This is a genomic window from Halomonas sp. hl-4, from assembly GCF_900215475.1.
GTDB lineage: Bacteria > Pseudomonadota > Gammaproteobacteria > Pseudomonadales > Halomonadaceae > Vreelandella.
In genome coordinates this window covers 3,046,819-3,061,367 of sequence record NZ_LT907845.1, presented here as the reverse complement: position 1 = coordinate 3,061,367, position 14,549 = coordinate 3,046,819, and the positions used below count along the sequence as shown (strand labels likewise).

The following is a 14,549-nucleotide window of genomic DNA, read 5'->3' as shown; positions in this document are numbered from 1 at the left end:
GAAGTGCCTTGACGGTGAAGCACTCCTACTAAACGATTACTTGAGAATCGCTGTATCCGTCCAAGGTATTAGCCAACCTTCTAACAATATAAGGTGAAAAATAATAGCCGGGGCTCTAAGCTAGTAACATAAGAGGAGCCAATATGACGGGCATTATCATTAGTGATAACACAGAGCAGCTGGCTACACCCGCCCTGCCTGATTTTTTGCAGAGTGACTTGACGCAATGCACTAAGCTGCCAACACTACCGACGGTTGCGATTCGCGTATTAGAAGTCGCCGGATGCCCCGATGCCACCTTGAACGATTACGGCCATGCCATTGAGCAAGACCCGGCGTTGACGCTGCGGCTGATTTCTCTTGCCAATAGTGCGTTTTATGCGCGTCACCATACAGAAGCGCATTCGTGTCTTGAGGCGACGTCTCGGCTGGGCCTGGACGCCACACTCGCCGCGGTGATGAGTTTTAGCCTTTGGCGCGACCGACGTGCAGATGATCACATTCAGCGTATTTGGGGGCGCTCCATCGTCTCCGCCATTGCGGCACGCTATCTCGCCGAGCAGCTGTGTCCCGACCGCGCAAGCTTTGTATTTACCGCCGCGCTACTCCAAGACATCGGCATGCTGGCGTTATTAGCGGTTTACCCCAAGGATGCTCATGAACTGTACGATAGCATCCCCCGTTCTCACGCGCAGATCAGCCAAGGCGAGCGCACACGTTTTGGCTGTGACCACCCCTCCGTAGGGGGCTGGCTCGCGGCTAAATGGGGCGTACCTGTTTCACTGGCCCAAGCGATCAGTGACAGTCACCATGAGATTACCGCGCAAACGGATACATACCTGCTCTGCTTACGCCTCTCGGGCCCGATCGCCGATGCCTGGCTATCGGATAATCCAAGCCAGGCCCTTGTTACGCTCATACGGCAACTTAAGTCTTTGGGCACCACACCCAATATCTCGCTGAAAGATTTATTGAACAACGTACAACGTCAGCTGCCAACACTGGCAGACCTGTTCGAGCTCACGATGCCGTCAGCGCACGACAACGAAGCGTTGATTATTCAAGCGCAGCAGTTGCTCTTCCAACAAACACTTGCACTCAATGCGCGTTTAGACGCCCAGCAGGAAGAACTGGAGTGCCTGCGCCAGCGCCAAACCGAACTGGAGGAGCGTAGCCGGCGTGATACGCTCACCGGGCTTGCCAACCGGGCTTGGCTGGAGGAGCAGTTAAATCGGCGTTTTGAGCTTTGTCGGGAGCAAGACCGCACCATGTCGGTGGTCTTTATCGATCTCGACCACTTCAAAAAACTCAACGACCGCTTTGGTCATCAAACCGGCGACCGCGTATTGGAGCGCTTTGGCCAAGTGTTGGGCTCGCTGGTCCGCGAAGGCGATTTAGCCGGCCGCTACGGCGGCGAAGAGTTTTTGATTATTCTTCCCGATGAGTTCGCCAAAGGGGCGTACCGCTTCGCCAAGCGCATTGCCAAGCGCCTGAAAGAAACACCGATGGAAACAATCGAGGGCACGCCGCTTTTCGTGTCTGTGTCGATTGGCATTGCCTGCCTGAGCGACGGCGGTTTTGAAACCGGCCGAGAACTTATCGATGCCGCCGACCAAAGCATGTACTTCATCAAGCACACCGGGCGCAGCGGCATTTCCATTTACGGACATCAGTAAGCAAGACGCCCAGCTTACCGATTCATTGCGTAGGGAAGGTAAAGCGCAATGTTTGGAAAAGCGTGCATCAAGGCAATCGCCACCAGCATTAGCAGAAAGAACGGCAGCGTGGCTTTGGTGATGGTCAAAATATCCTTGCCGGTGAGGCCCTGTATCACAAACAGATTGAAACCCACGGGCGGAGTAATCTGCGACATTTCGACCACGATCACCAAGTAAATGCCAAACCAGATCAGGTCAAAACCGGCGGTTTCCACCAGCGGCATTATGATCGCCGTCACTAGCAAAATCAGTGAAATGCCGTCCAAAAAGCAGCCCATCACCAGCAGCAGCAAGGTTAACGCCACCAGCAGCATGGTAGGTGAAAGCCCCATTTCGCCAATCGCTTGCGCCAGTTTCATCGGCACCTGGGTAAAGCCCATGGCCGAGGTAAGAAACGACGCCCCGGCAATGATGAAGGCGATCATACACGCCGTGCGTACCGCCGCAAAAAGTGAGTCTTGAAAGATATCGCGGTTGAAATGTCCGTTCCAGCGAGCGATCAGCATCGACAACACCACGCCGACTGCCGCCGCCTCGGTGGGCGACGCCAGCCCGCCGTAAATCGATACGATAATCCCACCTATCAACAGCAGGATGGGTATCAACGACCAGGTGTTACGCAGCTTTTCGGCAAAGCTCATGCTCGATTCGTCTTCGCCGGTGAGTCCCTCGCGATTTCCCTTGAGCAGTGACCACAGCACCAGATACCCCATGAACAGCGCCAGGATCATGATACCCGGGCCAATCCCCGCCATGAAAAGTCGTGAGATAGATTGCTCGGTCACCACGCCGTAGACGATGAGCACGATAGACGGCGGAATCAGCAGCCCAAGCGTCGAGGCGCTCGCCAGGGTGCCAATCGCCATGTTGCTGTCGTAGCCGCGCCGCTCAAGCTCCGGCAGGGTCATCTTGCCTACGGTGGCACAGGTGGCCGCCGACGAACCGCAAACCGCTGCGAACATACCGCTGCCGATAATATTGGTGTGTAGCAAACGTCCGGGGAAACGGTTTAGCCAGGGCGAAAGCCCACGAAACATGTTATCGGCAAGCCCCGAGCGGAACAGTATCTCCCCCATCCAGATAAACATTGGCAACGCGGTTAAGTCCCAGCCATAGCTGGCCCCCCAAAAATCCGATGCCAACACGGAGCCTGGGTCAAAAGTGCTGAACATGGCCAGCGCCATCCAGGCGGTGCCAATCAGCGCAAAGGCGATCCACACGCCGCTGCCCAACAGCACAAGCAGGGTTAAAACGGTGACTACGCTAAGTAATAGCACGAGGTGTCTCCAACAAAATGAGGATCAGGGTTCGTCGCGTTCATCGCGGGCCATTACCTCGCGAAAACGCGAAGGATCCTGGGCCGCAATGCGCAACGCCATCAGCAGCGCCTCAATCAACGCCAGACACAGCAAGGCAACGCTGGTGGCTAGCACGGTTTGCGGGATCCACAATGGAATCGACATAAAACCAGAGGAGACATCGTTATACGCCAGGCTCTCGCGGGCCAACGCAATCAGTCCGTAGCAAAGCAATAGGCTTAGCGTAATGGCAACGATCAAGCCAAATACCTCGAACCACACCCGTAACACCGAGGGCAAACGTGAAATCAGCAGTGTCATGCGTATATGCGCATGGTGAACGAAGGTATACGCCAACCCCAAGAAGGTAGCGCCCACCAGCAGGTAAGACGCCATTTCAGAGACGCCAGTAATGCTAATGTTTAGCCGTGCGATACCCGCCATCACTAACAGTGCATCGACCATGCGAAAAAACACCTGAAACGCTATCAGCGCGCAAATCGCTATCATGCAAAGCGCAGCCCCCCAAGCGCCCAGCCGATAGAGCTTATCGAATTTGAATGTCATGGCTTCGGCCTCTTACGCGCAAAGCGGTGCAAGGGTAGCCCCCTGCACCGCTTGATGGGTGCCTCAATCGTCGAGCTGGTCACGGTAAGACTCAAGCGCTTCCTTGGCTTGGTCATCGGCGCGCGATTCCCAATCAGCGAACAGCTCATCGCCTGCTTCCTGCAACGCCTCAGAGACGGCGTCGTTGGGCTCAGCAACGGTAATGCCTTCTTCTTCAAGCTTGGCAAGACTGGCTTCGTTGTCTTCACGACTCATTTCCCAGCCACGTTCTTCAGCTTTCTCAGCCGCCTCTAACAGCGCTTCCTGGGTATCTTCATCCAATGCATCAAAGCTGCGCTGGCTGATAAACACGATATTTTTCGGCAGCCACAGGTTGGCATCGGTGTAATGCGAGACATAGTCCCAGGCCGACATTGAGTTGCCCGTGGAGCTTGAGGTAATCATGGCATCTACACGGCCAGTGCTAAACGCCGTAGGAATGTCCGACTCTTCCGTTTCGGTAGGGCTGCCACCCAGGTTTTCGATAAACCGTTGGGTATTGATGTTGGGCGCACGCACGCGCAAACCGTCGAACTGCTCCGGATCGCTCAATTCCTCGTCGGTGTATATGCCCTGGGCAGGCCAGGCAACCGCGTAAAGCGGAATCAAACCTTCTTCCTCGAATAGCTCGGTAATCATTGGTTTGGTCGCTTCCCAAAGCGCGTAAGCCTCATCGTAGCCACCTGCAACGCCAGGCAGGGTATCGACCTCAAAAATCGGGTCGTCATTGGAGAGTACCGAGAGAAACACTTCCCCCGCATCGATGGTACCGCGGCGCACCGATGGCTTGATCTCACCGTGGGACACAAGGGAGCCCCCGCTTTGCACGTTGATGGTCAACTCATCATCGGTTGCCTCGGCGACATCTTCGGCAAATTGTTTGGTGTTTTTAGTATGGAAACTGGCGTCGCCATAAGGCGTTGCCATTGTCCATTCGGCGGCCTGGGCAGACGCGGCGAGGCTGCACGCTGTGGCTAAAATAAGTGGTGTTGCAATGGACGTACGCATAATCAAAAGCCCTCTTATCGATATTGTGATGTTGCGTCATGTTATTGCGAGCTTGACGTAGGCGGTGCTTTTTCATCACCTTTAAGCTATAGCGTAGTGTCGTTGATAATCTTACAGTGCTTGTGCGTCAACCCTTTTTCCACGGCATAACAGCACGATACCCTTGGCGACGCCCAAAACGCCTGGCAGGGACGGCACCCCGTCCATATAGTGAATAGAGATTCGATGACGCGCTAATTCGTCGCTCGACAGGCGCGTGAATAACAACAGGAGGCCCCATGACCCTTCCGCTACTCAACTGCGATATGGGCGAGAGTTTTGGCAACTGGTCGATCGGCCTGGACGACGAGGTCATGCCCCATGTCGATTGCGCCAACATCGCCTGCGGCTACCATGCCTCCGACCCGCACGTCATGCGCCGAACGGTCAGGCTGGCGGCCAAGCACAAGGTGCGTATCGGCGCGCACCCGGGCTACCCGGATTTGATGGGATTCGGCCGCCGCTCCATGGCCTGTTCGCCCGGCGAAGTCGAGGATATGGTGCTCTATCAAATGGGCGCCCTGGCGGGTATCTGCCAGGCGGAGGGCACCCAGCTCAGCTATGTCAAACCCCACGGTGCCATGTACAACGATATGGCCGCCAACCCGGCGCTGCTCGAAGGGGTGATGCGCGCGGTGCGCGCCTTCGACGCCCGTCTGCCGCTGATGGTGATGGCCACCGCCAACCCTGAACCGCATCGCGAACTGGCCGACAAGCTGGGCCTCACCATCTGGTTTGAAACCTTTGCCGACCGCTCCTACGAAGCCAACGGCCACCTGGCCTCGCGGCGGCTTCCCGACGCCGTCCACCACGACCAGACCACCATCGTTGACCAGGCCGTCATGCTGGCCAAGGGCGAGCCGCTCACCGCCCGCGACAGCACCTCGCTAGCCTTGCCCTGCGACACGCTCTGCGTGCACGGCGACAACCCTGAATCGGTGGCCGCAGTGCGCGCCATTCGCGAGGCGTTCAACGACCTGGAGTCGGCGTGAAACGACGTATTGAAAAACGATGCATTGAAACCGCTGGCATGGAAGCCTTGATGGTGAGGCTGTTCGATACCATCGACGTCACCAACATGGCCTGGATTCTGGCCGCCGACCATGCGCTGCGCGATGCCTTTGGCGAGACGCTGGTCGACCTGCTGCCGTCCTACACCACGCTATTGCTGCACTACGACTGCCGCCAGCTCAGCCACGCGGAAGCCCTGGCACGCGCTCGAGACGCTCTGGCCGACCTGTCGCCCGCCGATACCCGGCAAGGCCAACGCCATGAAATTCCCGTGTGGTATGACGAGAGCGTCGGGCCCGACCTTGCGCGGGTGGCCAAGCGGGCGGGAATGAGCATTGCCGAGCTTATCGACCAGCACTGCCAGGATGAGTACTGCGTGTTTGCGCTGGGGTTTGCGCCGGGATACGGGTTCATGGGGTTGGTGGATGACGCCATCGCCACCCCGCGCCTGACGACCCCGAGGCGTCACGTGGCTGCAGGTAGTGTGGGCATCGCCGATCGCCAAACCGCTATTTATCCGCTGCCCTCGCCCGGCGGCTGGAACCTGCTGGGGCGCACCGCCGTACCACTATTTGAACACGCCAAACGCGGCGAGCCGTTATTGCGCCCCGGCGATAGCGTGCGCTTTCGGTCGATTTCCCGCGCCGAGTTCGAGGACCAGGGCGGCGATACCACGCCCATGGAGGAACGCCCGTGAGCCAAGCCATGTTGGAGGTCAAACAAGCAGGCCCGCTGGCGCTGATTCAGGATGCCGGTCGCTTCGGCGTCAGCCATTTGGGCGTGACTCAAGGCGGCGCCGCCGACTGGATCGCGTTTTACTGGGCCAACTGGCTATTGGGCAACCCGCTGAACAGCGCGGCGCTGGAAATCGTCATGGGCGGAGGCCTGACACTAAAAGCCCACGGCGAAATTACGCTGGCGCTGACCGGCGCTGATTTAGCCGCGACGGTGGACGGCCAACCGCTGGCGCCGAACGCCAGCTTTACCCTGCGCTCAGGTCAGCAATTGGTATTTCAGCAGCCTCGCCATGGCCTGCGTGCCTATTTGGCGTTTCCCGGGGGGCTCAACGCACCCGAGGTACTGGGCAGTCGCGCCTGCACCGCGCGCGAGCAACTGGGCGGCCTCAACGAAGACGGACAGCCACTCAAGGCGGGCGAGCGTTTAACCTGGCAGGGCAACGACCATTCCTCGCGCACGCTGCCTGATGGGGTTGGGCCGGTGATGCCGACGTCAGGCTGTCGCCTGCCCATGGTCCTGGGGTCCCAGGCGTCGAGCTTTTCCGGCCGCAGCCTTTATCAGGCGTTCAACACGCCCTGGCAGGTGGATAACCGCGCCGACCGCATGGGCGTACGGTTAACCGGTCCGGTACTCAGCGGAACCCTGACCGGCATCGTTTCGGAAGGCATACCGCTGGGGGCGGTGCAGGTACCCCCCGACGGCCAGCCCATTGTATTGATGAACGACCGCCAGACCATTGGCGGCTACCCGCGCCTGGGGGCATTGACGCCGAGCGCCTGCGCGGCGCTGGCGCAATGCCTGCCCGGCACCGAGGTGTGGCTGATGCCGGTCAGCGCCAGCCACGCCCAGGCCGACTACCGTCGGCAACACGCCCAGTGGGCTACTGCTTAGGCAGCGTTAACCGCGTTAAGGGGCATGGCAGGACCGAAGTGTTCGTAATGGCGGTGCGATTCCGCCACGCCCAGTTGCTTGAGCGACTGCTCGACGACTTCCATCATGCCGTGGGGACCAACGAAGTAGCAGTGCGCGCCTTCGGGTAAATAGTCGGCCAATAGCGCCTGATTAATGCGCCCTTGATGATCGCCCTCAGCGCTTTGTTCAAACACGGTGACCAGTTTGAACTGTTCTGGGTAAGCCTTTTCAAGCGCGCGTAGCTCATCGGCAAAGGCCCAATACTCAGGGGTTTGTGCCGCGTGCAGATAAACCACCCGGCGCCCTTGACCAAGTGCTTGTTTGGCCATCGGCAACAGTGGGGTCTGGCCCACACCGCCGCTGATCAACATCAGCGGGGCGTCGCCGGGTACCAGCGTCATCTCGCCCGCCGGGGGAAGCAGCTCAACCACCCCACCATTGGCTAACTGGTCGTGGAAGTATCGGCTGACGCGACCGTCGCTTTCGCGCTTGATAGACAGCCGATAGGCCCGACCGTTGGGCGTTGCTGATAAACTGTAGTGGCGATGTACCGGCTCGCCATCGATAGTCACCTTGACGCCGATATACTGGCCAGGGGCATGCTCAGCCACCGGACCGCCGTCTTCGGGCTCCAGGATAAACGAGCGAATTACCGCGCTTTCCTGCTGACTATCCGCCACATGGAAGCGCCGCGTGCCCCGCCAGCCACCCTCACGTTGTTCAAATTCCTGGTAGCGTTTTTCTTCCAGATCGATCAGCAGGTCGGCTAATTCCTGGTACAGCGCGCTCCATGCATCGGCGATTTCAGGGGTGACGGCGTCGCCCAATACCTCGCCTATCGCCATCATCAGACACTCACCGACAATCGGGTATTGATAGGGCTCGATGCCCAGCGACACGTGCTTATTGACGACCGTTTCGAGTGTTTGGCGCGCTTTGGCCGGGTCCTGACGAATCCCCACGTAAGCCAATACAGCGCCTGCCAACGCCCTTGGTTGCGCGCCGTTTTGCTGGTGAACCTGATTGAACAGCGGCTTCACACTCGGGTAGCGCTCAAACATCAGCGGGTAAAAACGCTGGGTGATGGTATTCAAGTGTTCCGCCACGACGGGAGCGGTGGCGGCAATTAACGCTTCTTGGTCTTGAGTCAGCATGGTGAGCCTCGCGGATTGGGTGATACGACGTGTCTTTTTATTAAAGTAGTATCCATAATACATCTTTAAATATGCCCGCCAATCCATAGCGACAATCTGCCACAGCGCTCGACTCCCCCGCGTTGAAACACGTCCTGGACGCGCTTCGCCTTGGTCCCGATTCACCGTACAATGATGGTTTGAGCCATTCGACCCGCGCGGACTGCTTATGCACCTGACCAGTTTTACCGATTACTCCATTCGCGTGCTGCTGTACCTGGCGGTGAAAGGCGAGGAGCGCGCGACGATCGACGAAATCGCCTCGACCTATAACGTCTCGCGCCATCACGTGATGAAGATCGTCCAGGAGCTCAATCAAAAAGGCTATCTCACCGCCCTGCGCGGCAAAAACGGCGGCCTGTGGCTGAAGCGCGACCCGGCCACTATCCGGCTGGGCGCGCTGGTGCGCGATACCGAACCCGAATTTGGCCTGGTGGAATGCTTTCGCGATAAAAACGCCTGCGTGATCACCCCCGCCTGCCGCTTACCGCCGGTGCTCAACGATGCCCTTGAGGCATTTTTTGCAGTGCTGGACCGCTACACCCTGGCAGACTTGCTGGAAGAGCGACTGCCTCAGCTACGCCAGCTGCTGCGCATCCCTGCGCTGGACATAACGGCCTAGCCAGCCCTGAGCGACAAAACGCAGCGATAAAAAAGGGCGCTGCCTGATGGCAGCGCCCTTATCGATCACGGGGTCACTTAGACGATGAGGTCAAAGCGGTCCGCGTTCATTACTTTGGTCCAGGCAGCGACGAAGTCTTTAACGAACTTCTCTTCGTTATCGTCCTGGGCGTAGACTTCCGCGTAGGAGCGCAGCAGCGAGTTGGACCCGAACACCAGGTCAACGCGCGAGGCAGTCCACTTGACGGCGTCCGTTTGGCGATCACGGATTTCGTAAGTGTTGTTGCCCGCTGGCTTCCAGGCATACCCCATATCGGTCAGGTTGACGAAGAAATCGTTGGTCAACTGGCCTTCGCGGTCGGTAAAGACGCCGTGCTTGGTGCCACCATGGTTGGTGCCCAGGACGCGCATACCGCCGACCAGCACGGTCAGTTCCGGACCGGTCAGCCCCATCAACTGAGCGCGATCAAGCAGCATTTCTTCCGGCTTCACCACGTAATCTTTCTTCTGCCAGTTACGGAAACCATCTGCCAGCGGCTCAAGCGGCGCGAAGGAATCAGCGTCGGTCATCTCGTCAGTGGCGTCACCACGACCCGGGGTGAAAGGCACGAGAACATCGTAGCCAGCGGCTTTAGCCGCTTTCTCAATACCCACGCTACCACCTAGTACGATCACATCGGCAATGCTGGCACCTGACGCAGCAGAGATTTTTTCGTACACCGCCAGTACCTTGGCCAGACGCTCGGGCTCGTTGCCCGCCCAGTCTTTTTGCGGCGCAAGACGGATACGCGCACCGTTGGCACCGCCACGCATGTCAGAACCACGATAGGTCCGCGCGCTGTCCCAAGCGGTGGTGATCATGTCACTGATGCTCAAGCCACTTTCGGCAATCTGCTTTTTGACCTTCTCGATAGAGTAGTCGGTGTTACCGGCCGGAATGGGATCCTGCCAGATCAGATCTTCGTCAGGCACTTCCGGGCCAATGTAGCGCGACTTGGGTCCCAGATCGCGGTGGGTTAGCTTGAACCACGCCTTGGCGAAGGTCTTTTTAAAGTATTCCGGATCGGCCATGAACTTTTCACAGATGGCCCGGTAGGTCGGGTCCATCTTCATCGCCATGTCCGCATCGGTCATGATCGGATTATGACGAATTGACGGGTCGCTGGCGTCGACCGGCTTGTCTTCTTCCTTGATGTTTACCGGCTCCCACTGATGGGCACCGGCAGGGCTTTTGCTCAGTTCCCACTCGTAGCCGAACAGCAGGTCGAAGTAGCCCATGTCAAACTTGGTCGGGTGAGTTGTCCAGGCACCTTCGATGCCTGACGTAACAGCGTTGCTCGCCTTGCCACCCATGGTCGGGTTGCCCCAACCCAGGCCTTGATTCTCAACGTCAGAGGCTTCCGGTTCCGCATCTAGCGCCGCCGCATCACCGTTACCGTGACACTTACCGACGGTGTGGCCACCGGCCGTCAGTGCGGCGGTTTCTTCGTCATTCATCGCCATGCGGGCGAAAGTTTCACGGATCTGCTGACCGGTTTTTAGGGGGTCAGGCTGGCCGTTGACACCTTCGGGGTTAACGTAGATAAGCCCCATCTGTACTGCGGCCAGCGGGTTTTCCATGGTTTCTGGGTTGTTGACGTCGTCGTAACGTTCGTCGGAGGGCGCCAACCACTCTTTTTCATCGCCCCAGTAGATGTCTTTTTCCGGCTCCCAGATATCTTCACGACCGAAAGAGAAGCCGTAGGACGGCAGACCCATAGATTCATAGGCAACCGTGCCGGCCAGGATCATCAGATCGGCCCAGCTGATCTTATTGCCATATTTTTTCTTGATCGGCCACAGTAAACGACGCGCCTTGTCCAGGCTAACGTTATCAGGCCAAGAATTAAGCGGGGCAAAACGCTGGCTGCCGGTGCCACCGCCACCACGACCGTCAGCAATACGGTAGGTGCCTGCAGAGTGCCATGCCATACGAATCATCAAGCCGCCGTAGTGGCCCCAGTCGGCTGGCCACCAAGACTGGCTATCAGTCATCAGCGCATGCACTTCTTGCTTGAGCGCATCGAAGTCAAGTTTTCTGACTTCTTCCCGATAGTTGAAGTCAGGGTCCATCGGGTTCGATTTGCGATCTTGCTGGTGGAGAATATCCAGGTTAAGACCTTCGGGCCACCAGTCCTTGTTGGAGGTGCCTGTGGAGGTATTCCCACCGTGCATTACCGGACATTTGCCGCTCATTTTTTTCTCCCCTTATTGCTTTCGTACTTGGTAAGTACCAAGACGACCATCAGTGGGTGCTCGCTAGCCTACATGGCCCCGCGCGCACCTCGTTTTTCCTGGTACTGTTTTAAAGCACTAACACCATAGTCACAATTTGCATTTAACGACTGCTTTAATAGCCTGGAGCTATAGTATTTATTTTGCCGTAAATCAGTTTGGAAACCGGTTTAAAAGAGCGCGTTCTAACGTAACCGTACCAATTCTTGTACACCACTGACCTACCCCTGTCTACGCAGCGATGGTAGCCATAGCAGCAACGCTGCACAGCCTGGTTTTACACAGTGATAGGGAATTCTTCCGTGTCGATATCGGCCTGCTGTGTGTCACTGTAACGACCGCCAGCCACTTGCCCGGGCGTCAACATGGCGGTCAGCTGTTGGCAGGTGTTAGCCTCCAGAGACAGTGTCTCGGACGCCAGATTTTCGCGAATATGGTCAAGCGATGTCGAGCCAGGAATGGGTATTACATCGTCGCCTTGGGCTTTTACCCATGCCAACGCCAGTTGCGCAGACGTGACGCCCAACGACTCGGCTAGGCGTGACACACCTTCGAGCAGCGCCCGATTATGGGCAAAATTTTCCGCGCTGAAGCGCGGCATGTGGCGGCGCATATCGCCCTCCGGCAAACGGCTGGGATCGGTAACCGCCCCGGCTAAAAAACCGCGTCCGAGCGGGCTAAATGCCACCAGTGCCGTCCCCGCCTCGCGGCAGGCGTCGAGCAGGGCAATTTCGGGGTTGCGCGTCCACAGCGAGTACTCCGGCTGAACAGCGCCAATCGGGGCTTCCTGGCGTGCTCGACGCAAGGTAGCCGCGGAAATCTCCGATAGTCCAATGCTGCCAATCTTACCCTCATCGACCAGCCGAGCGAGGGCGCCTACGCTCTCCTCGATAGGCACTTGTCGGTCGAACCGGTGTAAGTAATACACGTCGATATGGTCGGTTTGCAGACGTTTGAGACTGGCATCGCACTGGCGGCGCAGCGTGTCAGGGTGCCCGTCAATCACCCGTTTCCCCGAAGCCGAATCAATCGCCATGCCGCACTTGCTGGCCAGTAGTACCTGCGCACGCTTGCCCTTCAGCGCGCGGCCGAGCAGGGTTTCGTTGGCGGTGGCGCCGTATAGCGTTGCGGTATCAAAGTGGCGATAGCCCATATCGAACGCCGCATCAAGAGTGCGCAGCGCCTCCTGCTCGGGCACTTGCTGGCCGTAACCGTGGGAAAGATTCATGCAGCCAAGGCCAATAGACGGGGCGTTAACGGCGCTGAGGCGGTGAAAAAAGCTCGACATGGACATTCTCCGGCTTGAGCAACTTTGAGGCGCTACTGAGTAACGACGATGATTGATCTATCCACCGTTTTATAACGTTTAACCGCCAAACTGCAACGCTGCGAGATGGCGATAAAGCGCACTGGAGTTGATCAGTTCACTGTGCGTCCCCGCCGCCACTAACCGGCCGCCGTCGAGCACCAACAGGCGGTCGGCGGCGATTACCGTGGCCAGCCGGTGGGCAATCACGATACTGGTGCGCCCGACCATCAACCGGTCCAGCGCCTGTTGCACCAGACGCTCACTCTCCGCATCCAAAGCACTGGTGGCTTCATCCAGCAACAGCACGGCGGGGTCTTTGAGCAGTGCGCGGGCAATGGCGAGGCGCTGGCGCTGACCGCCGGAAAGCTGCACGCCACCCGGGCCAAGCGGGGTATCAAAGCCCTGGGGAAGCGCGTCGATGAAATCCAGGGCGCTGGCATCCTGAGCGGCAATTCGCAGCCTTTCGCTTGTCGCGTCAGGGTCACCATAGCGTAGATTGTCAGCCACCGAGCCGCTGAACAGCACCGGCTCTTGGGCCACCAGCCCCATAGTGCCGCGTAGAGCGGCAAGGTCCAGGGTGCGGATGTCCATGCCATCAAGCGTAATACGCCCGTGGCATGGGTCATAAAAGCGCAACAGCAGTGCCAAGAGCGTGCTCTTGCCCGCCCCTGAAGGCCCTACCACGGCCACCCGTTCCCCCGGCTGAATATGCAGATCAAAGCCTTCAAGCGCTGGTGTTTCCCGGCCGGGGTAGGTGAAGCTAATATTTTTCAGCGTAATCTCGCCACGCGGCGGGTTAGGCAGGGCATGCGGGTTTGCGGGCGACTGGATAGCGGGCTGGGTATCGAGCAGTTCCAGCAGCCGCTCCGCCGCGCCTGCCGCGCGCTGCACATCCCCCGCCACTTCTGCCAGCGTGGCAATGGCCCCTGCCGCTAATACCGCATAAAAAATAAACGCCGAAAGTTCACCCGCGCTCATGGTGCCGGCCAACACCGCCTGACCACCCTGCCAGAGCATTATCCCTACGGCGGCAAACACCACCAGCATAGCGATACCGGTCAGCCAGGCGCGCTGCTGGGTACGCTCCACGGCGCTGCCAAACGCCTGCTCCACGCGCTGACCGTAATGGGTTTTATCCTCCGCTTCGTGGGTAAACGCCTGGAGGGTTTGGATACCGCTTAGCGCCTCTTCGGCATAGCGGCCAAGCTCGGCGACCCGGTCCTGACTGGTGCGTGAAAGTCGCCGCACCCGGCGGCCATACCATACGATCGGCAGCAGCGTGGCCGGGATACCCACCAGCACCATCGCCGACAGCCACGGTTGAGTGATCAGCATTAACACCACCGCACCGATAAGCATCACCACATTGCGCAGGGCCAACGATACCGAGGAGCCAAACAGGCTCTGCAACACACTCGTATCTGCGGTTAGACGCGAAGCGATTTCCCCGGCGGCACGACCATCACTGGCGCTCTCGAAAAAGCTCGGCTCCAGGCTGAGTAAGTGGTCAAACACGCGCTGACGCAGGTCGGCCGCCAGGCGCTCGCCAATCCAGGTGACCTGGTAATAACGCAACGCGGAGGCCATCGCCAGCACCGTTACCACGGCCAGCATCAAACCAAGTGTCTGGGCCAGCGCCTGATCATCCGCCGCCAGAAAACCGCGGTCGATGACCAGTCGTAGCCCATTGCCCAGCAACAACACGCTGCCCGACGCCAATAACAGCGCCAGACCAGCCAACGCCAGGCGCAGACGATAAGGGCGCAGCAGACCCAGCAAGCGCAGCAATACACGGGGATTAGGGCGTTGGGTCATGGTGGGT

12 protein-coding genes are annotated in these 14,549 nt (G+C 58.5%); 5 read left to right on the top strand and 7 right to left on the bottom strand.

Features of this window, described 5'->3' with window-relative positions; genetic code table 11:
* Positions 1-143 precede the first annotated feature (143 nt).
* Positions 144-1,676 carry a sensor domain-containing diguanylate cyclase gene (locus tag CPH17_RS14490; protein ID WP_074394958.1) on the top strand — a complete coding sequence of 511 codons (1,533 nt, stop codon included), beginning with the start codon at positions 144-146 and terminating at the stop codon, positions 1,674-1,676.
* 14 nt (positions 1,677-1,690) lie between these two features.
* Here the strand turns inward: CPH17_RS14490 and CPH17_RS14485 are convergent, their stop codons facing one another.
* The 3 genes from CPH17_RS14485 to CPH17_RS14475 form a co-directional block, all read right to left on the bottom strand.
* Positions 1,691-2,995 carry a TRAP transporter large permease gene (locus CPH17_RS14485; protein WP_074394957.1) on the bottom strand — a complete coding sequence of 435 codons (1,305 nt, stop codon included), beginning with the start codon at positions 2,993-2,995 and terminating at the stop codon, positions 1,691-1,693.
* Positions 2,996-3,019: 24 nt separating this feature from the next.
* Positions 3,020-3,583 carry a TRAP transporter small permease gene (locus CPH17_RS14480; protein WP_074394956.1) on the bottom strand — a complete coding sequence of 188 codons (564 nt, stop codon included), beginning with the start codon at positions 3,581-3,583 and terminating at the stop codon, positions 3,020-3,022.
* A gap of 63 nt (positions 3,584-3,646) precedes the next feature.
* Entirely contained in the window at positions 3,647-4,630 is a 984-nt protein-coding gene (locus tag CPH17_RS14475; RefSeq protein WP_096300069.1) for a TRAP transporter substrate-binding protein, read from the bottom strand.
* Positions 4,631-4,908: 278 nt separating this feature from the next.
* On the opposite strand from CPH17_RS14475, the gene CPH17_RS14470 reads away from it, so the two are divergent.
* From CPH17_RS14470 to CPH17_RS14460, 3 genes are read left to right on the top strand one after another with little or no spacing between them, the layout of a single operon-like run.
* Complete coding sequence (locus CPH17_RS14470) at positions 4,909-5,661, top strand: 5-oxoprolinase subunit PxpA (protein ID WP_074394955.1); 753 nt, start codon at positions 4,909-4,911, stop codon at positions 5,659-5,661.
* A gap of 38 nt (positions 5,662-5,699) precedes the next feature.
* Complete coding sequence (gene pxpB / locus CPH17_RS14465; protein ID WP_074398378.1) at positions 5,700-6,377, top strand: 5-oxoprolinase subunit PxpB; 678 nt, start codon at positions 5,700-5,702, stop codon at positions 6,375-6,377.
* Complete coding sequence (locus CPH17_RS14460) at positions 6,374-7,309, top strand: biotin-dependent carboxyltransferase family protein (RefSeq protein WP_231898039.1); 936 nt, start codon at positions 6,374-6,376, stop codon at positions 7,307-7,309. The genes pxpB and CPH17_RS14460 overlap by 4 nt, the downstream gene beginning before the upstream one ends.
* Here CPH17_RS14460 and hmpA read toward each other — a convergent pair.
* Positions 7,306-8,484, bottom strand: a complete 1,179-nt coding sequence (hmpA, locus tag CPH17_RS14455; protein ID WP_074394954.1) for an NO-inducible flavohemoprotein — start codon at positions 8,482-8,484, stop codon at positions 7,306-7,308. The two genes, CPH17_RS14460 and hmpA, sit on opposite strands and share 4 nt — an antisense overlap.
* 208 nt (positions 8,485-8,692) lie before the next feature.
* On the opposite strand from hmpA, the gene CPH17_RS14450 reads away from it, so the two are divergent.
* A complete protein-coding gene (locus tag CPH17_RS14450) occupies positions 8,693-9,145 on the top strand; it encodes an Rrf2 family transcriptional regulator (protein ID WP_074394953.1) in 453 nt (150 codons plus the stop codon).
* 77 nt (positions 9,146-9,222) lie between these two features.
* On the opposite strand, the gene katG is transcribed toward CPH17_RS14450, so the two are convergent.
* From katG to CPH17_RS14435, 3 genes are all read right to left on the bottom strand, one after another.
* A complete protein-coding gene (katG, locus tag CPH17_RS14445; protein WP_096300066.1) occupies positions 9,223-11,379 on the bottom strand; it encodes a catalase/peroxidase HPI in 2,157 nt (718 codons plus the stop codon).
* Positions 11,380-11,695: 316 nt separating this feature from the next.
* Positions 11,696-12,706, bottom strand: a complete 1,011-nt coding sequence (locus CPH17_RS14440; protein ID WP_096300064.1) for an aldo/keto reductase — start codon at positions 12,704-12,706, stop codon at positions 11,696-11,698.
* 78 nt (positions 12,707-12,784) lie between these two features.
* Complete coding sequence (locus tag CPH17_RS14435) at positions 12,785-14,542, bottom strand: ABC transporter transmembrane domain-containing protein (protein ID WP_096300062.1); 1,758 nt, start codon at positions 14,540-14,542, stop codon at positions 12,785-12,787.
* Between the last annotated feature and the right edge of the window lie 7 nt (positions 14,543-14,549).